Source organism: Sphingomonas sp. TZW2008 (assembly GCF_002117915.1).
Taxonomy (GTDB): Bacteria; Pseudomonadota; Alphaproteobacteria; order Sphingomonadales; family Sphingomonadaceae; genus Sphingomonas.
On record NZ_BDJB01000003.1, the window covers coordinates 162,778 to 187,042 of the forward strand.

Below are 24,265 nucleotides of genomic sequence, written 5' to 3' on the forward strand. Positions count from 1 at the left end.
CCGGGCGCGCCCGCGCGAGGGGCCTTGCCGCCCCCGCCTCCCCGCCGCGCTCAGGCTGGCCGCATTTTTGGGGAAAGGACCCGCATGACCGCCATCGGCCAGGATACCTTGAACGCTCGCCGCACGCTCGACGCCGGTGGCAAGAGCTACGATTACTACGCGCTCGAGGTCGCGGCCGAAAAATACGGCGATATCTCGCGCCTGCCCTTCTCGATGAAGGTGCTGCTCGAGAACATGCTGCGCTTCGAGGATGGCAAGACCGTCACACCGGAAGACGTGCAGGCAATCGTCGACTGGCAGCGCGAGCGCCGTTCGGACCGTGAGATCCAGTATCGCCCCGCGCGCGTGCTGATGCAGGATTTCACCGGCGTGCCGTGCGTCGTCGATCTCGCCGCGATGCGCGATGCGATCACCAAGCTCGGCGGTGACGCGGCGAAGATCAATCCGCAGGTGCCGGTCCACCTCGTCATCGATCACTCGGTGATGGTTGACGAATTCGGCACCCCGCAGGCGTTCGGCGAGAATGTCGAGCTCGAATACGCCCGCAACTTCGAACGCTACGAATTCCTCAAATGGGGTTCGAAGGCGCTCGACAATTTCAAGGTCGTTCCTCCCGGCACCGGCATCTGCCACCAGGTGAACCTCGAATATGTCGCCAATGCCGTCTGGTCGACGAATGAAACCGGCGATCATGCGAAGGGCGGCACCGCCATCGCCTATCCCGACACGCTCGTCGGCACCGACAGCCACACCACGATGGTCAACGGCCTTGGCGTGCTCGGCTGGGGCGTCGGCGGGATCGAGGCGGAGGCCGCGATGCTCGGCCAGCCGGTCTCGATGCTCATCCCTGAAGTCGTCGGCTTCAAGCTGACCGGCGCGCTGCGCGAGGGCATCACCGCCACCGATCTCGTCCTCACCGTCACGCAGATGCTGCGTGCCAAGGGCGTCGTCGGCCGCTTCGTCGAATTCTACGGCCCGGGCCTCGATCAGATGACGCTCGCCGATCGCGCGACGATCGCCAACATGGCGCCCGAATATGGCGCGACCTGCGGCTTCTTCCCGGTCGACGACAAGACGCTCGATTATATGCGCCTCACCGGCCGCCCCGATGAGGTCGTCGCCCTCGTGGAGGCGTACAGCAAGGCGCAGGGCATGTGGCGCTACGCCGACGCGCCCGATCCCGTCTTCACCGATACGCTCGAGCTCGACATGGGCACCGTCGTGCCGTCGCTCGCCGGCCCGAAGCGGCCGCAGGACAAGGTCAGCCTCGACGCGGTGGACGAGGTGTTCAACGCGGATCTGTTCAAGATCTACCACAAGGAACAGCCGCACCGCGTCGCGGTCGAGGGTCACGATCACGACATCGGCGATGGCGACGTCGTGATCGCCGCGATCACCAGCTGCACCAACACCTCGAACCCGTCCGTGCTGGTCGCCGCCGGGCTCGTCGCGCGCAAGGCACGCGCCAAGGGCCTCACGCGCAAGCCATGGGTCAAGACCTCGCTCGCGCCGGGCAGCCAGGTCGTCACCGACTATCTCGACAAGGCGGGTCTCACCGAAGATCTGAACGCGATCGGCTTCAACCTCGTCGGCTACGGCTGCACCACCTGCATCGGCAATTCCGGCCCGCTCGCGCCCGCGATCTCGTCGGCGATCAACAACAACGATCTCGTCGCCGCCTCGGTCCTGTCGGGCAACCGCAACTTCGAGGGCCGCGTCTCGGCCGACGTGCGCGCGAACTTCCTCGCCTCGCCGCCGCTCGTCGTCGCCTATGCGCTGCGCGGCACTGTCACGACCGACATGAACGACACGCCGCTCGGCCAAGGCAGCGATGGCGCGGACGTCTATCTCAAGGACATCTGGCCCACCAATCAGGAGATCAACGACCTGATGGTGGCGAACATCGACGACGGCATGTTCCGCGCGCGCTACGGCAACGTCTATGCCGGCGACGAGAAGTGGCGCGGGATCGAGGTCGAGGGGTCGGACACCTATACGTGGCGCGCCGGCTCCACCTATGTCGCCAATCCGCCGTATTTCGACGGGATGGAGATGACGCCCAAGCCGATCACCGACATCATCGACGCGAAGCCGCTTGCGATCCTCGGCGATTCGATCACCACCGATCACATCTCGCCCGCCGGCTCGATCAAGGCCGACAGCCCGGCCGGCACCTGGCTGCAGGAGCATCAGGTGTCGAAGCAGGACTTCAACAGCTACGGCGCGCGCCGCGGGCACCACGACGTGATGATGCGCGGCACCTTCGCCAACATCCGCATCAAGAACGAGATGGTGCCGGGGATCGAGGGCGGCATGTCGTCGTACAACGGCGAGGTGATGCCGATCTACGACGCCGCCATGCGCCACAAGGCGGACGGCACGCCGCTCGTCATCGTCGCGGGCAAGGAATATGGCACCGGCTCGTCGCGCGACTGGGCGGCGAAGGGCACCAACCTGCTCGGCGTGCGTGCGGTCATCACCGAGAGCTTCGAGCGTATCCACCGCTCGAACCTAGTCGGCATGGGCGTCCTCCCGCTTCAGTTCGCCGACGGCGTGACGCGCCAGACGCTGAAGCTCGACGGCAGCGAGACCTTCACGATCGAGGGTGTCGCCAGCCTGCGCCCACGCCAGACGGTGATGGTCAAGCTTACCCGCGCCGACGGCACGGTCGAGCAGATCGAGACACGCTGCCGGATCGATACCGTCAACGAGCTCGAATATTTCCTCAACGGCGGCATCCTGCAGTACGTGCTGCGCAACCTCGCCGCCTGAAGATCCCTGCCGCCCCGGTGCCTCACGCGCCGGGGCGGCAGTCCGCTTGCAACGTACCGCAACTCAATCTGCGTATCCGCTGACTGACCTTTCCGGTGGCCACGACGTATCGTTCGTAAGACACTGTCCGCCCGCGATGGAACGCCGCTCACGCTACTTATCTTTGTACCTGACAGCATCTGCTATCCCCGGCGCCTTGCGCGCCTAGCAGCGATCGCGCGGCTGCATCGAGCCGCGCTAGGTGGCGAGTGCCTCACCGCCCGACCGTCCTGCCGGTTTCAGCGCATCTATCTGGAGATCGCCAATCTCCGGAATCGTACGGTCGACGATAGTCTGCGCAGTCGGCGATGCGTCGGAGCATAGCGGCGCGATCCGCCCTTTGTGCGACGATCACCAATTAGCGACGAGCCGACCATTCGCGCGAGGCAACTTCAGACGTTGATTCGGCGATCACTGCCCGACGCCGTGGCTCGCCCGGCCGGCAGCACACGTTTATTATTCCCTGCACTCAGGCTGGCAATTGGACAGTGCCCGCCCGCCTATCCGTTATCATCAGCGATCGGCGCCACGCCGAGCCGCGGGATATCCATCGCCGGGCAGCGATCCATCACCACCTTGAGCCCCGCCGCCTCGGCGCGCGCCGCCGCCGCGGGATTGACGACGCCGAGCTGCATCCACACCGATTTCGCGCCCGCCGCGATCGCCGCGTCGACCGCCTCGCCTGCCGCTTCCGATCGGCGGAAGATATCGACCATGTCGATCGGCTCACCGATCTGCTCGAGATCGCCGAACACATATTCGCCGTGGATATGCTCGCCGGGGATCTGCGGATTGACCGGAATCACGCGATAGCCGTGCGCCTGCAGCGTCCGCATCACGCCGTAGCTCGGCCGGTCGGGGCGGTCCGATGCGCCAACCAGCGCGATCGTCCGCGTTTCCTCGAGCAGCGCCTTGATATCGGCGTCGGCGTTCAGCGGCATCGGTGCGTCCCCCAGCAATTGGTCGATTGCTAAACTGGTCCGCTCGTGCCGCCGACTGTACGCGCGGGGCACGACCGGTCTCTCATCAACGCGCTGTTCCCGCTTCGGTTTCCAGCCAGTCGGCAACGCGCCGCGCGATCGGACGGAAGGTCGCATCGGCCGGATCGGCCGCCGGCGGCGTCCCCGCGTCGGACGCAGTACGAATGTCGATCGCGAGCGGCACCCGCCCAAGGAACGGCACGCCGAGATCGCGCGCCGCCGCCTCCGCGCCACCCTGGCCGAACGGATCGGACACCTCGCCGCAGTGCGGACAGGCATAACCCGCCATGTTCTCGACCAACCCGATGATCGGCACGCCCGCCTTGTTGAACAGGTCGATCGCACGCGTCGCGTCGATCAGTGCCAGATCCTGCGGCGTCGACACGATCACCGCGCCCGCCGGGCGATGCTTCTGGATCATCGTCAGCTGTACGTCGCCCGTCCCCGGCGGCAGATCGATCACCAGCGTGTCGGTGACGCCCCAGTCGGCATCGACCAACTGCCCCAGCGCGCCCGCCGTCATCGGGCCGCGCCACGCGATCGCCTTGCCTGGCTCAATCAGCTGCCCCATCGACAGCATCGGCACGCCGTAGCGCGTCGCGACCGGCAGCAGCACCTTGTCGCGCGCCTCGGGCCGCGTGCCCTCCGCCGCCATCAGCCGCGGCTGCGACGGGCCGTAGATATCGGCATCGACCAGCCCCACGCGCCGCCCCAGGTGGCTCAGCGCGATCGCGAGGTTCGCCGCTAGCGTCGATTTGCCGACGCCGCCCTTGCCGCTCGCCACCGCGATGATGCGGCGATTGGGCCGCTCGGCTGTGACGACGATCCGCGCCGCCGGCCCCGCCGCCATCCGCACCGCCGCCTCCATCGCGTCGCGCGCGGTCGCGTCGAGCCCGGTCGCGTCGATTACCACGCCGATCCGCTCGCCCTCGATCCGCACCGTCGCGCGGTTTCCGGCGACCGCCGCCACCGCCTGCTTCACGTCCATCTCGTCCATGCGCGCGGCGATACGCGGCTTCCGCCCGGCTTGGCACTGTTTTTCGCGGGGGCAGCTCCTATAAAGGAAGCATGACCTTTATGCCGCAGTGGCTGCGCCGACCGCCGATATTGATGAGCGAGACACCCCGGGGCCCATGGGGCGGTGGCGGCGACGATGGCGGCGCGAAAGACAACGGCGCGCGTAATCCATGGGCGGTGCCCCCCGGCGGCCGCAAGAGCACGGCAAAGCCGACCGCGCTCGACGAATTTCTGAAGCGCGCACGCGGCGGCGGCCCGGGTGGCGGCGGCAGCGGCGGCCCGCAGTTCCCGCTCGGCGCCAATGCGCGTAACCTGTGGCTGATCGGCGTCGGCGTGATCGTTGCGGTGTGGCTGATCTTCACGTCGCTGCACCAGATCGGCCCGCAGCAGCGCGGCGTCGTCACCTTCCTCGGCCGCTATTCGGGCGAGCTCGATCCGGGCATCCGCCTCACCCTCCCCGCGCCGCTCGTCTCGGTGCAGAAGGTCGATGTCGAGGCGGTGCGCGTCGACGAATTCCCGCGCGACGGCAGCGAGAACGTGCTGACCGGCGATCAGAACATCCTCGATCTCGCCTACACGGTGCGCTGGCGGGTCGAGAACCCGCGCGATTTCGTGTTCGAGATCAAGGATCCGGTGGAAACCGTGCGCGCCACCGCGGAGAGCGCGATGCGCGCGGTCCTCGCCACCACCACGCTCAACGACGCGATCGGCGCCGGCCGCACCACGATCGAGGCGCGCGTGACGCAGCTGATGCAGCAGATCCTCAACGATTACGAAGCCGGCGTGCGCGTCCAGGGCGTTTCGATCCGCCAGGCGAGCGCCCCCGCCAGCCTGATCGACGATTTCAACGCCGTCACCGCCGCGCAGCAGGAAGCGGTCGGCAATCTCAACAATGCGCGCAGCTACTCGCAGCAGGTGATTGCGCGCGCGCAGGGTGAGGCCGCGGCGTTCGACAAGGTGTACGAACAGTATCGTCTCGCCCCCGAAGTCACCCGCCGCCGCATGTATTACGAGACGATGGAGGCCGTGCTGGCCAAGACCGACAAGACGATCGTTGAGACGCCCGGAGTCGCCCCAATCCTGCCGCTCGATCGCGCGCGCCGGTTAACGGAGCCGCAGACGACCACGCCAGCGACGCCTGCCCCCGCGCCGGAGGCCGGCCGATGAACCCGGTGATGCGCAATCCCGTGACGATCGGCTTCGCCGTGCTCGGCGCTGCGATCCTCGCCGCGGCGACCTTCGCGATCGTGCCCGAGACGAAGCAGGCCGTCGTGCTCCGGCTCAACAACCCGGTCGGTCAGCCGGTCAATCAGTACCAGCCCGGCCAAGTCATCGGCCGCACCGGCGCCGGCCTCATCGCGCGCATTCCGTTCATCGACAAGATCGTGTGGGTCGACAAGCGCGTGCTCGACGCCGATCTCGACAACACGCTGGTGCTGTCGACCGATCAGTTGCGCCTCAACGTCGACGCCTTCGCGCGCTTCCGCATCGTCGATCCGCTGCGTGCCGTCACCTCGACGGGCAGCACGTCGAACACCGAGGAACGCGTCGCCGATCAGCTGCGCCCGCTGCTCGGCACCGCGCTTCGTAACGAGCTCGGCAAGGTGCCCTTCTCCGTGCTGCTCAGCCCGGAACGCGGCCGGGTGATGGACGCGATCCAGGCGTCGCTTCAGCGCGATGCGCGGCAGTACGGCGCGACGATCGTCGACGTTCGAATCAAGCACGCCGACCTGCCCGACGGCAGCCCGCTCGAGAGTGCGCTGCAGCGGATGCGCACCGCGCGTCAGCAGGAGGCGAACACGATCCGCGCGCAAGGGCAGAAGCAGGCGCAGATCGTCCGCGCGGAGGCCGATGCCACCGCCGCGAAGGTCTATGCCGAGGCGTTCAGCAAGGACGCGCAATTCTACGATTTTTACCGGGCGATGCAGTCGTACCGGCACACCTTCGGCGCCGATGGCGGGCCGCAGCCGGAAGGCTCGACCAGCATCATCATGGGCCGCGACAATGCCTATCTGGAGAAATTCAACAATCGGTGATCGTCACCGGGATCCGCGCACGGCGGCTGTCGGTTCGTTCATATTCAATCACCGTTCATCGACTTGGCGCCATCTAGACCCGGTTCGGCTCGATACCTTTCTCTGGTCCGAACAAACGAGAGGAACATGACGATCGTGCGTTACGCATACGCGCTGACTGGCGCTCTACTTCTCGGCGGCACCGCCGCCTCGCTCGCGCTGCAGAATCCCGCCAGCGCGCAATCGGCGCAGAACGAGCCCGGCTCGATGCAGGCCGCCGCGCCGCGTGCCGGCGCGCCGATGAGCTTCGCCGACATGGTGTCGAAGCTGCAGCCCGCCGTCGTCAACATCTCGACCGACCAGCGCGTCACCGTGTCGCAGCCGGCCAACCCGTTCGCCGGCACGCCGTTCGCCGATCTGTTCGGCCAGTTCGGCAATCGCGGCGGCGCGCAGGGCGGCGCTCCCGTGACGCGTGAGGCGCAGTCGCTCGGCTCGGGCTTCATCATCTCGCCCGACGGCTACGTCGTCACCAACAACCACGTCGTCGCGCCGGGCAACCGCCAGGCGACGGTGGAGGCGATCCGCGTCACGCTGCCCGATCGCAAGGAATATGTCGCGAAGCTCGTCGGCCGCGATGCCGCGTCGGATCTCGCGTTGCTCAAGATCGATGCGCCGGGCGCGCTGCCGTACGTCAAGTTCGGTGACTCGGCGGGGGCGCGCGTCGGCGACTGGGTCGTTGCGATCGGCAATCCGTTCGGCCTCGGCGGCACCGTCACCGCGGGCATCGTCTCGGCGGTGCACCGCGTCACCGGCCAGGGCGGCGCGAACGATCGCTTCATCCAGACCGACGCGTCGATCAATCAGGGCAATTCGGGTGGCCCGATGTTCAACCTGCGCGGCGAAGTGATCGGCATCAACAGCCAGATCTTCTCGCAATCGGGCGGCAACATCGGCATCGGCTTCGCGATCCCGGCGGAGGATGCCAAGCCGATCATCGACACGCTGATGAAGGGCAAGGCGGTGCAGCGCGGCTATGTCGGCGTCAGCATCCAGCCGCTCTCGGACGATCTCGCCGCTGCGGTCGGCCTGCCCAAGAACTCGGGCGAGATCATCGCGCGCGCCGAGCCGGGCGGCCCCGCCGCAAAGGCCGGCCTGCGCGCCGGTGACGTCGTGACGAAGGTCAACGGCAAGCAGGTGACTCCCGATACGACGCTGTCGTATCTCATCGCCAACGTGCCCCCGGGCCAGCAGGCGCGGCTTGACGTCATCCGCGATGGCAAGCCGACCACCGTCACCGTCACGACGACGGTCCGCCCGGCCGAGGAGCAGCTCGCGCAGCAGCTCGGCAACGACGACAGCTTCTCCGAGGACGATTCGAACGCGCCTGCCGCGCCGGCGTCGAACGGGATCGGCGTGACGGTGCAGCCGCTCACCCCGGCGATCGCACGCCAGATCGGCGTCGATTCGACCGTCCAGGGTGTCGTAATCGGCGCGGTCGATCCGACCAGCGACGCCGGGCAGAAGCTGCGCCGCGGCGACGTGATCGTCTCGGTCAATTCGGTCCCGGCCCGCACCGCGGCGGACGTCGCGCGCGGCGTCGCGGCAGCGAAGGCGGCGAACCGGCCGCAGGTGCTGTTGTCGGTCGTCCGCGGCCGCAACCCCGCCGCGTTCATCGCGGTGAAGATCAAGTAACCTTTCGCCGATCGGCAAGTGAAAGGGCCTCGCGCGGGAAGCGCGGGGCCCTTTTCACATGCGCGCGTGCATCTTCCGGCCGGACCCCGCCGCCGCTATCGTCGCCGCAGGACGGAGGATCGGCATGGCTGACAGCATCTTTATCGGCGCGAGTGACGGCGGCGCCAATCCACAGATGCTCAATCTCAAGCGCGCCAACCGTCACGGCCTGATCGCGGGCGCCACCGGCACCGGCAAGACGGTGACGGTGCAGGGCATTATCGAGGGCTTCTCCGCCGCCGGCGTCGCGTGCTTCGTCGCCGACGTGAAGGGCGATCTTTCCGGCCTAGCGATGGCGGGCTCGCCGCAAGCGAAGACCCATGCGGCCTTCGCCGATCGCGCCGCGGCGATTGGCGACGCGGACTGGGCCTATGCCGACATGCCGGTGCAATTCTGGGATCTCTACGGCGAACAAGGGCATCCGATCCGCACCACCGTGTCCGAAATGGGCCCGTTGATGCTCGCCCGCCTGCTCGGCCTCAACGAGGTGCAGGAAGGTGTCCTCACTATCGCGTTTCACGTCGCCGATCAGGACGGGCTGCTGCTGCTCGATCTCGACGATCTGCAAGCGATCCTCGCGCATTGCGCCGGCCGCGCGCAGGAACTGACCGTCACCTTCGGCAACGTCTCCAAACAGTCGATCGGTGCGATCCAGCGCGCGCTGCTCCAGCTGCGCAGCCAGGGCGGCGAGCATTTTTTCGGCGAGCCCGCGCTCGACCTCGCTGACTTTCTGCGCACCGACGATCGCGGTCGCGGCATCGTCAACATCCTCGCCGCCGACAAGCTGATGGCTTCGCCAAAGCTCTACGCCACCTTCCTGCTCTGGCTTCTCTCCGAACTGTTCGAGACGCTGCGCGAGATCGGCGATCCCGATCGCCCGAAATTGTGCTTCTTCTTCGACGAGGCGCATCTGCTGTTCAACGATGCACCCGAGGCATTGGTCGAGAAGATCGAGCAGGTCGTCCGCTTGATCCGCTCGAAGGGCGTCGGCGTCTATTTCATCACGCAAAACCCGATCGACATCCCCGATACCGTCGCCGGCCAGCTCAACAACCGTATCCAGCACAAACTCAACGCCTTCACCCCGCGCGATCAGGCCGCGGTGCGCAGCGCCGCGCAGACGTTCCGCGCCAACGCCGGGATCGACGTCGCCGCCGCGATCACCGAACTGCGCATCGGCGAGGCGCTCGTCTCGCTGCTCCAACCCGATGGCTCGCCCTCGCCGGTCGAGCGCACGCTGATCCGCCCGCCGCGCAGCCGCGTCGGCCCGATCACGCCGGCGGAACGCGCGCTGCTGGTCGAGACCGACGCGATCGGCGCGAAATACGATACGCTGGTCGATCGCGAATCGGCGGAGGAGCTGCTCGCCGCCAAGACCGCCGAGGCCGCTGCCGCCGCCGCGCAGACGCGCGCCGCCGACGATGCCGAGAAGGCCGCTGCCGTGCGGGCCAAGGAGGAAGCGCGCGCCGCCAAGGACGCCGAACGCGCGCGCATTGCCGAGGAGAAAGCCGCCGCCAACTCACCGTGGAACAAGGCGATTACCTCCGCCACGCGCGCCGCCAGCTCATCGATCGGGCGGCAGGTCGCGAACGAGATCGGCAAGCAGGTGTTCGGCAGCGGCCGGCGTGGCGGCAGCAAGGCATCGGGCGGAGTGGTTGGCTCGCTGCTGCGCGGCGTCCTCGGCGGGCTGTTCCGCGGCTAGGCCGATCGCCATACCCCTTCCCTTTCCCGCCGCTCCGCGCGACAACGCCGGCAAACGATAGCGGGAGAGGCAAGGATGAAGTCACCGATCTGCGCGATGCTGGGGATCGATTTCCCGCTGCTCGCCTTCAGCCACTGCCGCGACGTTGTCGCCGCGGTCAGCCGCGCGGGCGGGTTCGGCGTGCTCGGCGCGACCGGTCACACGCTCGAGAGCCTCGAGACCGAACTCGCCTGGATCGACGCGCACGTCGACGGCAAGCCCTACGGCCTCGACGTGCTGATCCCCGAGAACCTCGCCACCGGCGGCGCGAAGGGCCTCACCCGCGCCTCGATTCTCGACAAGGTACCGGCGCAACACCGCGCCTTCGTCGGCGATCTCGCCGAAAAGCACGGCTTCACGATGCCTGAGGAGCGCGCCGATTCCGCAGCCCCCGCCCCATTCGATCCCAATCTCGCGCTCGCGATGCTCGACGTCGCCTTCCGCCATCCGATCAAGCTCATCGCCAACGCGCTCGGCGTACCGCCGCAGGCGATGATCGACATGGGCCGCGAGCGCGGCGTGCCCGTCGCGGCCCTCGTCGGCGCGAAGGAGCACGCCATTCGCCAGGTCGATGCCGGGGTCGACATCCTCGTCGTGCAGGGCGGCGAGGCGGGCGGCCACTGCGGCGAGGTCTCTACCATCGTCCTCGTCCCCGAGGTGATCCGCGCGCTCGAAGCACACGGCAAGCGCGTTCCCGTCCTTGCGGCGGGCGGGATCATGACGGGCGCGCAGATGGCAGGCGCGATGGCGATGGGCGCGGACGGCGTGTGGACCGGCTCGGTGTGGCTCGCGACGCCCGAGAGCGAATGCTCCGACGTGTTCCGCGAGAAGATGGTCGCCGCCACCTCGCGCGATACCGTCCGCTCGAAGAGCCGCACCGGCAAGCCGTCGCGCCAGCTGCGCTCGGCGTGGACCGACGCCTGGGAGGGCCCCGCCTCCCCTGGCCCGCTGCCGATGCCGTATCAGAGCCTGATCAGCGAGCCCGCAATCCGCGCCTGCGATCTGGCCGCGCAGAAGGGCGATCCCGCCGCGCGCGAGATGGTGACCTATTTCGTCGGCCAGGGCGTCGGCCTCGTCGATCAGGTCCGCCCCGCGGGGCAGGTCGTGCAGGACTTCAAGATCGAGTTCGCCGAGGCGATCGAGCGCATCACCGGCCTCGTCGCCGATTGAGCATCCAGCACCGCGCCGCATCGGCGCGGGACGACCGGCGAGAGGCTCGATCTGGTTTGCGACGAATGGGGCAGCATTACGCCCCTTTCGTCTGGCCCGGCGCAGGCGCGCTGGCTATCACGCCGCGATGCACAGTCTCTCGCTTGCGCGCGGGTCCGCCGCCGATCGCAACCCGCTCCTCACCTGGTCGCTCGCCTTCTGGGCGGCGACCTACGCACTTTTCACGCTCCGCTCGCAGCTGACGCCCGACGAGGTGACGATCATGCTCAGCGGCCAGCGCTTCGTCAGCACGCTCGCCGGTGCCGCGCTGTTCGCAGGCGTGCTCGCCGCCGCGCGCGACGCCGCCGGCATGGGGCGCACCGGGCTGCGCCTGTTGTGGACGGTGATCCCCGCGTCGCTGATCGTCCTTGTGGTGCGCGCGCTCGCCAACGACTGGTGGGGCGCGGCGATCCCGTTCATCACCGACGTGCGCTGGATGCTCACCTGGGCAAGCTACTTCTCGTTCGGGCTCGGGCTGTTCCTGCTCGCCCACCGCGATGGCGGCACCGGTACGCTCGTCCGCCGCGCCACCGCCGCCGTGCAGTCCCGCCGCCCCGGCGGAGCAACATCTGCCGTCGACATTCGCGCTGTCGATACGCCGGCTGCCGCCACCGATCCGCGCGTCGTCTCGGCAGCGACCGACGGCTATGCCTGGGTGATCGACGCGCTCGCGCATGACCTCGACACTGCCCCAGCCGCGACGCGCCGCACCGTGCTCGAAAGCCTCGAACGCCGCGTCGGCTACGCCATCGCAGACCATGCCGATCCGGTGGCGCTCCAGCACAACTGGAAGGTCGATCTCGTCGCCCGGCTCGCCGCACGATCGGCGACGAAGAACTGAGCCCTAGCGTGGCAGCCGGCGCGCCGATCGCGCCGGCTCCGCGCGCGGCTTATGCCTTGACCGCGACTACCGGCGGCACCGTCTGCTGGTGCTGCACCACACGCCACACGTCGTGTTCCAGCCGCCGCATCGTCGTCGTGCAATAGGCGGTGTACGCCTTGTCGTCGCGCTTCGCCTCCGCCTTGTAGGCGATCGCGATCAGCCCTTCCTGCGGCCGCATCACCTGCTGCTCGCTGAACGCAACCTCGGACCAGCGCGGCGTGTCAGCTACCGCCTCGATCGCCTGCTCACCGGTCAGCACAAATGGCTGTTCGGGCAGCACCATCACGCATTCGTCGTCGATCAGCTCGCGATAGTGATCGGCGTCGCCCACCCACAGGCTTTCCTCAAACGCCCACAGCCGTTGGTCTTCCACACGCATTCTCCTCGTCTTGCGAGCAAGAGCGCCGCCGCGCGGCGATCGTTCCCGCGCAAGGTTGGATGAAGCGCCTCAGGCGCGCAGCATGACCGGCGCGTCACTGGGCAGGACGTGCGCCGGCAGCACGCGGAAGCCGGGCCGCGTCAGCAGATAGCCCTGCATGTAGCGCACACCCAGCGCGCGCAGCGTCTGGTATTCCGCCGCCGTCTCGATCCCCTCGGCGACGACGGTGATGTTCATCCGCGCGAACATCTGAACCAGCCCCTCGACGATCATGCGCCGCGGCAGGCTGGCGTCGATATTGCGCACCAATTCCATGTCGAGCTTGATGATGTCGGTCTGCAACCGCGCGAGCAGCGACAGGCCGGCATGGCCCGCACCGAAATCGTCGAGCGCGGTGGCGAACCCCTTCCGGCGATAGGTGTCGATGATCGTCGCGACATGCGCGGTATCGGCCATCTCCTCGTTCTCGGTGAATTCGAAGATCAGTCGATCGGTCGGAAAGCCGGTCGCCGCCGCGGTCTTCAGCGTCAGCTGGATGCAGGCGACCGGCGAATAGACCGCGTTCGGCAGGAAGTTGATCGACAGCCGCGCCCCGGTGTCGACGATCCCCGCCGCCACTGCCTGCTCGATCGCGGCGATGCGGCACTGCTGGTCGAAAGCGTAGCGGTTCTCGTCAGTCACTGCAGCGAGCACTTGCCCCGCGCCCTCGCCGTTGGGGCCGCGAACCAGCGCCTCATAGGCCCAGGCGCGGCCGGTCTCGACGTCGACGATCGGCTGAAACGCCATCGCTAGATCGAACGACGTGCCCGCCTGCCGGCACCCGCTGCATCCACTCATCGCTCGATATCCATGAATCAAGCTATGGAAAATGAATAGCTAAGGCTTCGTTTACCGATGGCGATATCGACCCACTACATCGCGCCGCGTGGGCCGCCCCGTCGCTTGTCCGCACGCGCCACTTCCGGCGCAGCGCCGGTACCTCGGATCAGATCCCCCCGGCCGCCACCTGATGCCCAGCCGCCTCGAGCGCCGCGGTCAGATCCGCGATGCACGCGTCCACTGCCGCCTCGTCGGGCGATCGGACGACGAAATTGGCGCCCGTCCGCCCCTCGCGGAAGAACGGATAGCTGCCGATCGCCACACCCGCGTGCGCCTTTTCGGTCTGCCGCAACAGGTCGGCGACCTCGCTTTCCGCCACCCAGCAACCGATCTGCTTGCTCACCACTGGCCGGCCGCCCTCCAGCGTGCCGGTCAGCGCGTCGAGCATGCCGGCAGTGATGTGCGGCACGCCCGCCATGATGAACACGTTCTCGATTCGGATGCCCGGCGCGCCCGACATCTTGTTCTCGATCAGCCCCGCGCCGTCGGGCACGCGCGCCATGCGCAGCCGCGCCTCGGTCGCACCGCCGCGCGTCGCATAATAGCGCTCCAGCACCGCCACCGCGGCCGGATGGTGCGACACGCCGACGCCCAGCGCCGCGGCGATCGCGTCCACCGTGATGTCGTCGTGCGTCGGCCCGATGCCGCCGGTGGTGAAGAGATAGTCGTTGCGCGCCCGCAGCGCGTTCACCGCCTCGACGATCGCACTCTCAACGTCGGGTACCACGCGCACTTCGACCAGCCGAATGCCCTGAACGTTGAGCCACTGCGCGATCTGCGCGATGTTCTTGTCCTGCGTGCGGCCCGACAGGATCTCGTCGCCGATCACGACGAGCGCGGCGGTCCAGATGCGTTCGCCCATTGCCTCGGTCTCCATCACCTGCCGGCATAGCCTCGCAAATCGCCGCTCGTCACGCTATATCGGCGGGCATGACCGATTACGTCACCGTCACCAGCGACGCACCGCTCGGGCGCACCGGCGCCATCAAGCTCCACGGCCCCGACGCCTTCACCGGGATGCATGCCGCCGGCCGGCTCGCCGCCGAAACGCTCGACATGATCGCGCCGCACATGGTGCCCGGCGTCACGACGGCGGAGATCGATCGGCTGATCTACGATTTCGTGCTGGCCAACGGCGGTGTCCCCGCGACGCTCGGCTATCGCGGCTACACGCACAGCAGCTGCATCTCGATCAACCACGTCGTGTGCCACGGCATCCCCAGCGAAAAGACGCTGAAGTCGGGCGATATCGTCAACGTCGACGTGACGCCGATCGTCGACGGCTGGCACGGCGATTCGTCGCGCATGTACCTCATCGGCGACGTCCCGCTGAAGGCGCGCCGGCTGGTCGACGTCACTTACGAATGCCTGATGATCGGCATCGAGCACGCCCGCCCCGGCGCGCATTTGGGCGACGTCGCGCATGCGATCCAGCGCCATGCCGAGGCGCATCGCTACGGCGTGGTGCGCGATTTCTGCGGCCACGGCCTCGGCCGCCTGTTCCACGATGCGCCGGAGGTCGTCCACGTCGGCCGCCCCGGCACCGGTCCCGAGCTCAAGCCAGGCATGATCTTCACGATCGAACCGATGATCAACATCGGCCGCGCCGACGTGAAGCTGCTCGACGACGGCTGGACGGCGGTGACACGCGATCGCTCGCTCTCGGCGCAGTTTGAACATTCGATCGGCATCACCGAGGAGGGCTGCGAGATCTTCACCACCTCGCCCGCCGGGATGCACAAGCCGCCTTACGCCTGATCCGTCCGCGCGCCGCGTTCGTCGGCGCGCGGACCCCCTTCCCTTCCGCGCCAACCTGCGTCAGTCTCTCGGCGCAAGGCCCCGGCACAGGGGGCGGGGAGAGGGAAATGCAGCTTCGATACGCGCTGGCCGTGGCACTGGCGCTCACGTCGTGCAACACGGCGACCACCAACGATACCGCCGCTGCCGATCGCAGCGGCACCACCGGCGCTGGCCGCGTCGACGCCGCCCTGCTCACCAGCGGCGGCGACGGGCGCGACTGGGCGATGACGGGCTACAACTACCAGGAGCAGCGCTACTCGCCGCTGACGCAGATCAACGCCGGCAACGTCGGCCAGCTCGGCCTCGCCTGGTACGCCGACATGCCCGACGCGCGCGGGCAGGAAGCCACCCCGATCGTCATCGACGGCAAGCTCTTCGTCACCGGGCCGTGGTCGAAGGTGTTCGCCTACGACGCGGGCACCGGCCAGAAGCTGTGGGAATTCGATCCCGGCGTGAACAAGGAAAAGGGCGTCCAGGCGTGCTGCGACGTCGTCAACCGCGGCGTCGCGGCGTGGAAGGGGCGGCTCTACCTCGGCACGATCGACGGCCGGCTGATCGCGCTCGATGCCGCGACGGGCAAGCAGGACTGGTCGGTGCAGACCACCGACAATTCGAAGCCGTACACGATCACCGGCGCGCCGCGCGTGGTGAAGGGCATGGTGATGATCGGCAACGGCGGCGCCGAGTTCGGCGTGCGCGGCTACGTCACCGCCTATGATGCTGTGACCGGCGCGAAGAAGTGGCGCTTCTACACCGTCCCTAACCCCACCGGCGCGAAGGACGGCGAGGCGAGCGACGCGGCGATGGCGAAGGTCGCGCCCACCTGGTCGAAGAACGGCCAGTGGAAGCAGTCGGGCGGCGGCGGCACCGTGTGGGATTCGATCGTCTACGATGCCGAACTCGATCAGCTCTATCTCGGCGTCGGCAACGGCTCGCCCTGGAACCACGGCCTGCGCAGCGAGGGACAGGGCGACAACCTCTTCCTCTCCTCGATCGTCGCGCTGAAGCCCGACACCGGCCAGTACGTCTGGCACTATCAGGAAACCCCCGGCGAGACGTGGGATTTCACCGCGACGCAGCCGATCAACCTCGCCACGCTCACCATCGGCGGGCAGCAGCGCCGCGTGCTGATGCAGGCGCCGAAGAACGGCTTCTTCTACGTCGTCGATCGCACCAACGGAAAGCTCATCAACGCCGGCCAGTTCATCCCCGGCGTCAACTGGGCGACGGGCTACGACATGAAGACCGGCCGCCCGATCGAGAACCCGGCCTCGCGCTTCTACAAGACGGGCAAGCCGTTCCTGGCGGTACCGAGCGCGATCGCCGCGCACAATTGGCAGCCGATGAGCTTCAATCCCAAGGCGGGGCTCGCCTATATTCCGGCGCAGATCGTCGGCTCGGCGTATCTCAACCCATCCTCGCCGCTCGATGCCGCGAAGCCGATCGGCTTCAACGTCGGCCAGGATCTCGGCAATGCGATGTACCCGCGCGATCCCGCCGCGGTGAAGGCCGCGATCGCCGGCGCCACCGGGCGGCTGGTGGCCTGGGATCCCGTCGCCAACAAGGCGCGCTGGACGGTCGATTATCCGACGCCGTGGAACGGCGGCACGATGACCACCGCGGGCAACCTCGTCTTCCAGGGCACGGCATTGGGCGAATTGCGCGCCTACACCGCGGATACGGGCAAGCAGGTCTTCTCCTACCCGGTCGGCACCGGCATCATGGCGGGCGCGTCGACCTTCATGATCGGCAACGAGCAATATGTCGCGGTGCTCGCCGGGCGCGGCGGCGCGCTGCCGTTGTCGATCGGCTATGCGATCGGCAAGGCGCGCGACGTGCCCAACGTGCCCCGCCTGCTCGTCTTCAAGCTCGGCGGCAAGGTTCAGCTGCCCGGCACGCAGCCGCAGGATTCGACACCCATCACCCTCCCCGCCAACACCGCGACGCCGCAGCAGGTGGCGCAAGGCCAGGCGCTGTTCGGCCGCTACTGTCAGGTCTGCCACGGCGCCAGCGCCGGCGGCGGCGGCGTGCTGCCCAACCTTCAGCGTTCGGGCACGCTGGCGGATGCCGATACGTGGAAGGCGATCCTGATCGACGGGATGCTCAAGGACAAGGGCATGGTCAGCTTCGCGCGCGTGCTCACGCCCGAGCAGGCGCAGCTCATCCGCCTCTACGTGATCGACGAGGCGCACTGGGCGCAGAAGAACCTCGGCAGCATCAAAACGGTCGCCCCCGCCCCGGCGGCACAGAAGTCGCCCGTGCCGACGGGTGTCCGCTAACGATCGTGCCCTGCCTTACAAACGTCGGGATGCCGGAGGGGCGTGGGGTATGCCCTTTTGCTATGCATCCGGCGTGGCGGTGCCCGATTGTTAGGCACTTGTTAACCCGCCGCGCCGGCGAGTCTCCACCTTGCCTCGCGCGCGCGCGGCTGGCACGTTCGATGCAAGCCGCAGATGTCGGGGCGAGAGTTCTAACCAGGGTGGGCGTTACCGCGTGAAGAAGATCGAAGCGATCATCAAGCCGTTCAAGCTCGATGAAGTGAAGGAAGCGCTCCACGAAGTCGGCGTGTCGGGCATCACCGTCACCGAAGCGAAGGGGTTCGGCCGCCAGAAGGGCCATACCGAGCTCTATCGCGGTGCCGAGTACGTCGTCGATTTCCTGCCCAAGGTGAAGCTCGAGGTCGTCGTCGAGGACGGCCTCGTCGATCGCGTGGTGGAGGCGATCGCGCAGGCGGCGCAGACCGGCCGGATCGGCGACGGCAAGATCTTCGTCATCCCGGTCGAGACCGCGCTGCGCATCCGCACCGGCGAGCGCAACGACGACGCGATCTGATCCACCGCCGGGCGCTCCCTCAGCCGCCCCGTCATCACGACCGCCGATCGTTCAGTCGGCGGCGTAACCGCAAGGAAGAGAATAGACATGGCCACCACCGCCAACGACATCATCAAGAAGATCAAGGACGAGGAGATCGAGTGGGTCGACCTGCGCTTCACCGATCCCAAGGGTAAGTGGCAGCACCTCACCATGGTCTCGTCGGTGATGGGCGAGGACGAGTGGACTGACGGCCTCATGTTCGACGGCTCGTCGATCGAAGGCTGGAAGGCGATCAACGAGAGCGACATGATCCTCAAGCCGGATCTCGACGCCGTCTACACCGATCCCTTCTCGGCGACCCCGATGCTGATCGTCTTCTGCGACATCGTCGAGCCGTCGACCGGCGAGGGCTATGCCCGCGATCCGCGCACCACCGCGAAGCGCGCCGAGGCGTACGTCAAGTCGACCGGGATCGGCGACACGGTGTACGTCGGCCCCGAAGCCGAATTCTTCATGTTCGACGACGTGCGCTTCGACACGTCGTACAACCAGTCGTACTTCAAGATCGACGATATCGAGCTGCCGACCAACACCGGCCGCGAATATGAAGGCGGCAACCTCGCGCACCGCCCGCGCGCCAAGGGCGGCTATTTCCCCGTCGCGCCGGTCGACAGCGCGGTCGACATCCGCGGCGAGATGGTCACCACCATGCTCGAAATGGGCCTGCCGTGCGACAAGCACCACCACGAGGTCGCCGCCGCGCAGCACGAGCTCGGTCTCACCTTCGGCACGCTGACCACCACCGCCGATCGCATGCAGATCTACAAGTACGTCGTGCACCAGGTCGCGCATGCTTATGGCAAGTCGGCGACCTTCATGCCCAAGCCGATCAAGGAAGATAACGGCTCGGGCATGCACACCCACTTCTCGATCTGGGAAGGCAAGACGCCGCTATTCGCCGGTAACGGCTATGCCGGCCTCTCCGAAACCTGCCTCTACTTCATCGGCGGCATCATCAAGCACGCCAAGGCGATCAACGCCTTCACCAACCCCACCACCAACAGCTACAAGCGGCTGGTGCCGGGTTACGAGGCGCCGGTGTTGCTCGCCTATTCGGCGCGCAACCGCTCGGCCTCGTGCCGCATCCCCTACGGCACCGGCCCCAAGTCGAAGCGCGTCGAGGTGCGTTTCCCCGATGCGATGGCGAACCCGTACCTCGCCTATGCCGCGCTGCTGATGGCCGGCCTCGACGGCATCCAGAACCGCATCCATCCCGGCGAGGCGATGGACAAGAACCTCTACGATCTGCCCCCGGCCGAACTTGCCGAGGTCCCCACCGTCTGCGCCAGCCTGCGCGAGGCGCTGGAAAGCCTGCTCGCCGATCATGATTTCCTCCTGAAGGGCGACGTGTTCACCAAGGACCAGATCGAGGCCTATGTCGAACTCAAGTGGGCCGAAGTAGCCCGCTGGGAAATGACGCCAAGCCCGGTCGAATACGACATGTACTACAGCGCGTGAGTGGCACGCGGGTAGCGCAAAGCTACCCGCGAGACCGCGAACGCCGGCCGACCTCGCTTTGGCGAGGATCGACGACGCGGCTTCGCCGCGGCGGGATAAAGCTGGGGCGCCTGGTGAAAACCGGGCGCCCTTACTCTTTGGATTACGATGCGCACGAACACGCCGCAACCTGACTCTGCCGACGCTCGAACTCCCCAAACCAAGTCACTGCCCGTCGAGCTGTAAGAGACCCACGCCCGAGCCCTCCATCGTCACGATTGATCGAGCTTGAACGCCCGCGATCATCCCGCAGTTGACGAGTGCAACAGCACAAACTTGCGGCTCGACTCACAATCCGTTCCCGCCCGCTCGCAGCCCAACATCCCGCAATCGCGATCACGCTTGTGTCCTCGCCGCCCATGGATATGCTGCGAGAAAAGGACCGCGAATGTCGTTGATTCTCATGCTGTTGGCGCAAGCGACCGGTGACATCGTCATCACGGGAAAGCGACTGGAGGAACCGCATGCGCAATGCGTTCGCGGAGGGTGCACACCGCTTCGCGACGCGCAGGCGAGCATCGCGCTGGCAGAGGCGCGTTTTCGTACTGGCGCCTATCTAGACGCCAAGGCACTGCTTGCCGCCGCGATCGGGCGCAACAGGGGTAAGGCGAGCACCGATCCCAAGCCGGTCGCCGCGATCTACGAGGCCTATGCGACGGTGGCGCTGCACGAGGGCAACCAGTTCGATTATCGCCGGGCCGTCGCAGGGCAGGTGCGTACCTTGCGCGATAATCTTCCGCCGACCGATCCAGCGGTTCTCGCAGCAACGACCGCGCTCGGCGACATGTGGCTCAAGACCAGCGACAATGTGAAGGCCGACCAAGCGTATCGCAGCAGCGAGGAAGCAGCGCTCAAGATCGGCAACGAACGGGGAGCGATGCTCGCGGGAATGAAGCGCGCATGGCTGGCAGCGGCGATCAAGCGCCCGAAGGACGCGCGCGCCAAGCTCGACGAGCTTGATCAACGACCGATCGCGCAGCAGCCGGGCTATCGCACCGCGCTCAAGGTTCTTCGGCTACGCCTCGCCGCTCAGGAAGCCGAGGGCGACGAGTTGAACCAACTGATCCGCTCGCTCGGGCAAAACCAGGAGGATGCGCCAGTGCTGGTGAAGGCGCCCCCCTACGAACTCGACAGCGCCGCGCGGCTTGAGGAGATCCGTCAGCGCGCGCGGCGCTTCGGTGACCCGAATCCAGTGCCATTTAAAAGTACCGACAAAGATGCGATCCAATGGGCAGATTTCGGTTTCTGGATTAGGCCGGACGGCCGCACCGCAGAAGCCGAGGTGCTGCGCCAGTCGGATCGCAATCCATGGACTGCCCTCGTGCTGCGGCAAATCGCGGAGCGGCGCTATACCGCGCGCCCGTCCGCCCCGTCGGAGGATGCACAGGGCTACTACAAGATCGAGAGACTGACGCGGCGATCGAAATATGTCACCCAGAGAACAGTCTGATCAGCCGCCGCGTCGCCGTCGGTGGTTTCGAGGCGCTCGATCTGACGGAGGAGCAGGACGCGTCTGCGCCGGCAGCGAATTAGGCTGACGCCCGTTCCCCTCGCGATCGCAGCCTGCCCCTCATTCGTGCGCCGACAAACCGCCTGATGCGTGAAACCAGGCGAGGATCCACCGCAAGGCCGATGCGTCGCAGCCGCGCGTGCTGTGCCAAACGGGAGCCACGCCCGCTTGACATCAGTCAGTCGCAAGACCGGTCGGAACGGCAAACCGCCGCCCCGCCCACGACCCTAGAACGTCACCGCCACCCGCGCCGTCACCTTGTCCCCCACATGACGCGCCCCCGCGAACGGCGATGCCACCAGCCGGTCGCGCGCGATATCGGTGCCGGTATAGTCGACGCCGATCGTCAGCGGCCCAGTGATATGGTCGACGCCGAGCGACCAGTCGGCGTAGCTGCCGCCCGGCCGCAGTCGCGCCGCGCGGCGCGGATCGTCGACCGATCCCAACGAGTGGCCGATGCCGCCGTGCAGCGTGAACGGCGTCGCCGGCACGCCGACCCGGGCGCGCGCGCCGACCCACAGATTGTCGCCGCCGATCGCCGCCTGGTCGGGGGCGTAGCGCGCATCGACGCCGATCTCGGCGGGCCCCAATGCGTAGCTCGCGCCCAGCCCGCCCTCGACGTAGTCGAGCCGCTCGGCCGCGCCGACGAACAGATGCCCCGTCACGAACCCGTCGAGCCGCAGCCCGCTGCCGACGTCGCCGCCAAAACCGCCCGTCACTTCCGCCACCGCGTCCGCCCCGCCGTGGCGCGGATCGCCGCGCGTACCGGTGACGCGCACGCCTAGGTCGAACCCCGCCGGCAGCCCAGCGCGCACGCTCGCCGCGGGTGCGAGATCGCCGTCGCTCCAGCTGATCCCGCGCCGCCGCTCGTCGGTCGCCGCCTCGACGCTCGCGCCGAGCGACACCTGCGCCATCGCCGCCACAGGCACCGCCGCCGCGATCGTCGCGGCGGCGGTCACCAATATTTTTGCAATCTGCATCTCAGCCGCGCGCCGGCGCGTGGACGCGGTCGAGCTCGAGCGCGAGTGCGGCGCGGTCCTCGGCCGCGACCGCCAGCAGATGCTCGCGCATCTCGCGGCTGCGCATCGCCACCTCCTGCGCAATCGCGCCGCGCTGCGCGTCGCACCAGCCGGGGCGCGTGCCAGTGATCGGCGTCTCGCTGGCGATCGCGCGCTTCAGCACGTGGCCCGCGCTGCTGCGCGCCTCGCGCTCGACGGTGAGTTTCGCAGTCCACGCGCAGCGCAGCGTCGCGGGGCGGCCGGGCGCGCCCGCCGCGCCGATCTGGCGATGCGCGAGCGTGGCGTCGCTGCGATAGGTCACGTCGACGCGATGGCCGCCGTGATCGATCTCGACACGGTGGTGATCGATTATCGGGGTGCCGAGCAGCAGCCCGGCGATGAAGATGGACATGGTTTTGCCTCCTGCAGGGCGGCCGGCTTTTGCGCCGGCTCGCCGATACCGCGCAGGACGGGCGCGGCACCACGTCAACCGATGGCAGACCGCGTGCGTTCAACGCAATCGCGTAGGCAACGATTTCTAACAATCGCGCCAACTTGCTCACTGTTGGGCGGCCTTGCGGCACCGCGCTGGTCGGCGGCTTCATCGGCTGATAGCGTCGCACCTATGCACCGCCTTATCGCCGCCGCCCTCCCGCTCGCGCTCGCCGCCGCTCCCGCCCCCGCCGCCCCAAACGCGCAGCAGTCGAAGATGCAGGCTGCGATTTCCGCGGAAGTGCCGCGGCACGAGGCGCTGCTCGAGAAGCTCGTCCGTCAAAATTCGGGCAGCCTCAACCTCGCCGGGGTCAAGGCGGTGGGCGAGATGATGCGTGCCGAGCTTGAACCGCTCAGCTTCCGGGTCGAATGGATCGACATGACCGCGACGGGCCGCGCCGGGCACATCGTCGCGACGCACACCGGCAACGGCCGCGGGCAGCGCGTGCTGATGATCGGCCACCTTGATACCGTGTTCGAGCCCGACAGCGGCTTCACCGGCTGGTCGCGTGAGGGCAGCAAGGTCACCGGCCCCGGCGTGGGGGACGACAAGGGCGGGCTCGTCGTCATCGTCGCCGCGCTGCGCGCGATGCAGGCCGCCGGCACGCTGAGGAATGCCGACATCAAGGTCGTCCTCACCGGCGACGAGGAAAAAACGGGCACGCCGCTCGCCGCCGCGCGCCGCGATCTCGTGGAAGCCGGCAAATGGGCCGACGTCGCGCTCGAATATGAGAATGTCGCGACCGACGCCGGCCGCGAACTCGCCACTACCGCGCGGCGCAGCTCGACCAATTGGGAGATCGTCGCCACCGGCCGCACTGGCCATTCGAGCAGCATCTTCAACGATTCGCTCGGCTATGGCGCGACATACGAGATGGCGCGCATCCTCGACGAGTTCCGCCGCACGCTGCCCGAGCCAAACCTCACCTTCAACGTCGGCGTGCTCGTCGGCGGCACCCCCGCTGCGCTCGACGACGCAGGAGTGAAGGGCCGTGCGGAGGGCAAGACCAACGTCATCCCCGCCAGTGCCGTCGCGCGCGGAGACCTGCGCAGCCTCACCCCCGAACAGGACGCGCGCGTCCAGGCGGCGATGACCGCGATCGTCGCCAAGCACCTGCCCGGCACCGATGCGTCGATCCGCTTCTTCGAAGGCTATCCCTCGATGCCCCCCACCGCCGCCAACCGCGCGCTGATGGCCGAGCTCAACGCCGTCAACCGCGAGCTCGGCCTGCCCGAAATGGCGGAGATGGACCCGGCGAAGCGCGGCGCGGCGGATTCGAGCTTCGTCGCCGCGGACGCGGTCACGATGGGCGGGCTCGGCGCGGCGGGAGGCGGCGCGCACGCGGTCGGCGAATGGGTCGATCTCACCAGCCTGCCGCGCCAGGCACTACGCAACGCCGCGCTAGTCTCGCGCCTCACCGCCACCGCCCGCCGCAAATAACCACTCCC

Annotated in this window: 20 protein-coding genes; 13 read left to right on the plus strand and 7 right to left on the minus strand. The window is 67.8% G+C overall.

Going from position 1 to position 24,265, the window contains the following annotated elements; genetic code table 11:
* Positions 1-84: 84 nt before the first annotated feature.
* Complete coding sequence (gene acnA / locus B7L05_RS02405) at positions 85-2,772, plus strand: aconitate hydratase AcnA (RefSeq protein WP_085808630.1); 2,688 nt, start codon at positions 85-87, stop codon at positions 2,770-2,772.
* A gap of 539 nt (positions 2,773-3,311) precedes the next feature.
* Here acnA and B7L05_RS02410 read toward each other — a convergent pair.
* Both B7L05_RS02410 and B7L05_RS02415 read right to left on the minus strand, forming a co-directional pair.
* Positions 3,312-3,752, minus strand: coding sequence for a CoA-binding protein (locus B7L05_RS02410; RefSeq protein ID WP_085808631.1), 441 nt, complete (start codon positions 3,750-3,752; stop codon positions 3,312-3,314).
* Between the two features lie 85 nt (positions 3,753-3,837).
* The gene (locus tag B7L05_RS02415) at positions 3,838-4,788 is read right to left on the minus strand and encodes an Mrp/NBP35 family ATP-binding protein (RefSeq protein WP_085808632.1); all 951 of its coding nucleotides are present in this window, start codon (positions 4,786-4,788) and stop codon (positions 3,838-3,840) included.
* A 71-nt stretch (positions 4,789-4,859) separates the two neighbouring features.
* Here B7L05_RS02415 and hflK point away from each other — a divergent pair, with 71 nt between their 5' ends.
* The 6 genes from hflK to B7L05_RS02445 all read left to right on the plus strand — a co-directional run bounded on the left by hflK (position 4,860) and on the right by B7L05_RS02445 (position 12,345).
* On the plus strand, positions 4,860-5,975 hold the full coding sequence (gene hflK / locus B7L05_RS02420) for a protease modulator HflK (protein ID WP_085808633.1): 1,116 nt from the start codon (positions 4,860-4,862) through the stop codon (positions 5,973-5,975).
* Complete coding sequence (gene hflC / locus B7L05_RS02425) at positions 5,972-6,844, plus strand: protease modulator HflC (protein ID WP_085808634.1); 873 nt, start codon at positions 5,972-5,974, stop codon at positions 6,842-6,844. The genes hflK and hflC overlap by 4 nt, the downstream gene beginning before the upstream one ends.
* 135 nt (positions 6,845-6,979) lie before the next feature.
* Positions 6,980-8,515, plus strand: a complete 1,536-nt coding sequence (locus B7L05_RS02430) for a Do family serine endopeptidase (protein ID WP_085809053.1) — start codon at positions 6,980-6,982, stop codon at positions 8,513-8,515.
* A 124-nt stretch (positions 8,516-8,639) separates the two neighbouring features.
* A complete protein-coding gene (locus tag B7L05_RS02435; RefSeq protein WP_085808635.1) occupies positions 8,640-10,256 on the plus strand; it encodes a helicase HerA-like domain-containing protein in 1,617 nt (538 codons plus the stop codon).
* A gap of 75 nt (positions 10,257-10,331) precedes the next feature.
* Positions 10,332-11,465, plus strand: a complete 1,134-nt coding sequence (locus B7L05_RS02440; RefSeq protein ID WP_085808636.1) for a nitronate monooxygenase family protein — start codon at positions 10,332-10,334, stop codon at positions 11,463-11,465.
* Positions 11,466-11,592: 127 nt separating this feature from the next.
* Positions 11,593-12,345 carry a hypothetical protein gene (locus tag B7L05_RS02445; protein WP_085808637.1) on the plus strand — a complete coding sequence of 251 codons (753 nt, stop codon included), beginning with the start codon at positions 11,593-11,595 and terminating at the stop codon, positions 12,343-12,345.
* A gap of 49 nt (positions 12,346-12,394) precedes the next feature.
* Here the strand turns inward: B7L05_RS02445 and B7L05_RS02450 are convergent, their stop codons facing one another.
* From B7L05_RS02450 to B7L05_RS02460, 3 genes are all read right to left on the minus strand, one after another.
* Positions 12,395-12,766 carry a DUF4440 domain-containing protein gene (locus tag B7L05_RS02450; protein WP_256926572.1) on the minus strand — a complete coding sequence of 124 codons (372 nt, stop codon included), beginning with the start codon at positions 12,764-12,766 and terminating at the stop codon, positions 12,395-12,397.
* A gap of 69 nt (positions 12,767-12,835) precedes the next feature.
* On the minus strand, positions 12,836-13,603 hold the full coding sequence (locus B7L05_RS02455) for an EAL domain-containing protein (RefSeq protein WP_256926573.1): 768 nt from the start codon (positions 13,601-13,603) through the stop codon (positions 12,836-12,838).
* 148 nt (positions 13,604-13,751) lie between these two features.
* Complete coding sequence (locus B7L05_RS02460; protein WP_085809055.1) at positions 13,752-14,507, minus strand: molybdopterin-binding protein; 756 nt, start codon at positions 14,505-14,507, stop codon at positions 13,752-13,754.
* 68 nt (positions 14,508-14,575) lie between these two features.
* Between B7L05_RS02460 and map the strand changes: the two genes are divergently transcribed.
* From map to B7L05_RS02485, 5 genes are all read left to right on the plus strand, one after another.
* On the plus strand, positions 14,576-15,403 hold the full coding sequence (gene map, locus B7L05_RS02465; RefSeq protein ID WP_085808639.1) for a type I methionyl aminopeptidase: 828 nt from the start codon (positions 14,576-14,578) through the stop codon (positions 15,401-15,403).
* 107 nt (positions 15,404-15,510) lie between these two features.
* A complete protein-coding gene (locus B7L05_RS02470; RefSeq protein ID WP_085808640.1) occupies positions 15,511-17,724 on the plus strand; it encodes a PQQ-dependent dehydrogenase, methanol/ethanol family in 2,214 nt (737 codons plus the stop codon).
* A 214-nt stretch (positions 17,725-17,938) separates the two neighbouring features.
* A complete protein-coding gene (locus B7L05_RS02475; RefSeq protein ID WP_066777324.1) occupies positions 17,939-18,277 on the plus strand; it encodes a P-II family nitrogen regulator in 339 nt (112 codons plus the stop codon).
* An 87-nt stretch (positions 18,278-18,364) separates the two neighbouring features.
* The gene (gene glnA, locus B7L05_RS02480) at positions 18,365-19,777 is read left to right on the plus strand and encodes a type I glutamate--ammonia ligase (RefSeq protein WP_085808641.1); all 1,413 of its coding nucleotides are present in this window, start codon (positions 18,365-18,367) and stop codon (positions 19,775-19,777) included.
* Between the two features lie 427 nt (positions 19,778-20,204).
* Positions 20,205-21,266: a hypothetical protein gene (locus B7L05_RS02485; protein ID WP_256926574.1), complete on the plus strand. Its 1,062-nt coding sequence runs from the start codon at positions 20,205-20,207 to the stop codon at positions 21,264-21,266.
* A gap of 287 nt (positions 21,267-21,553) precedes the next feature.
* Here B7L05_RS02485 and B7L05_RS02490 read toward each other — a convergent pair whose 3' ends face one another.
* Together B7L05_RS02490 and B7L05_RS02495 are read right to left on the minus strand one after the other, a co-directional pair.
* Positions 21,554-22,306: a TorF family putative porin gene (locus tag B7L05_RS02490; protein WP_085808642.1), complete on the minus strand. Its 753-nt coding sequence runs from the start codon at positions 22,304-22,306 to the stop codon at positions 21,554-21,556.
* Between the two features lies 1 nt (position 22,307).
* Complete coding sequence (locus tag B7L05_RS02495) at positions 22,308-22,736, minus strand: hypothetical protein (protein ID WP_085808643.1); 429 nt, start codon at positions 22,734-22,736, stop codon at positions 22,308-22,310.
* Positions 22,737-22,949: 213 nt separating this feature from the next.
* Here B7L05_RS02495 and B7L05_RS02500 point away from each other — a divergent pair, with 213 nt between their 5' ends.
* A complete protein-coding gene (locus tag B7L05_RS02500) occupies positions 22,950-24,257 on the plus strand; it encodes a M20/M25/M40 family metallo-hydrolase (protein ID WP_085808644.1) in 1,308 nt (435 codons plus the stop codon).
* Positions 24,258-24,265 lie beyond the last annotated feature (8 nt).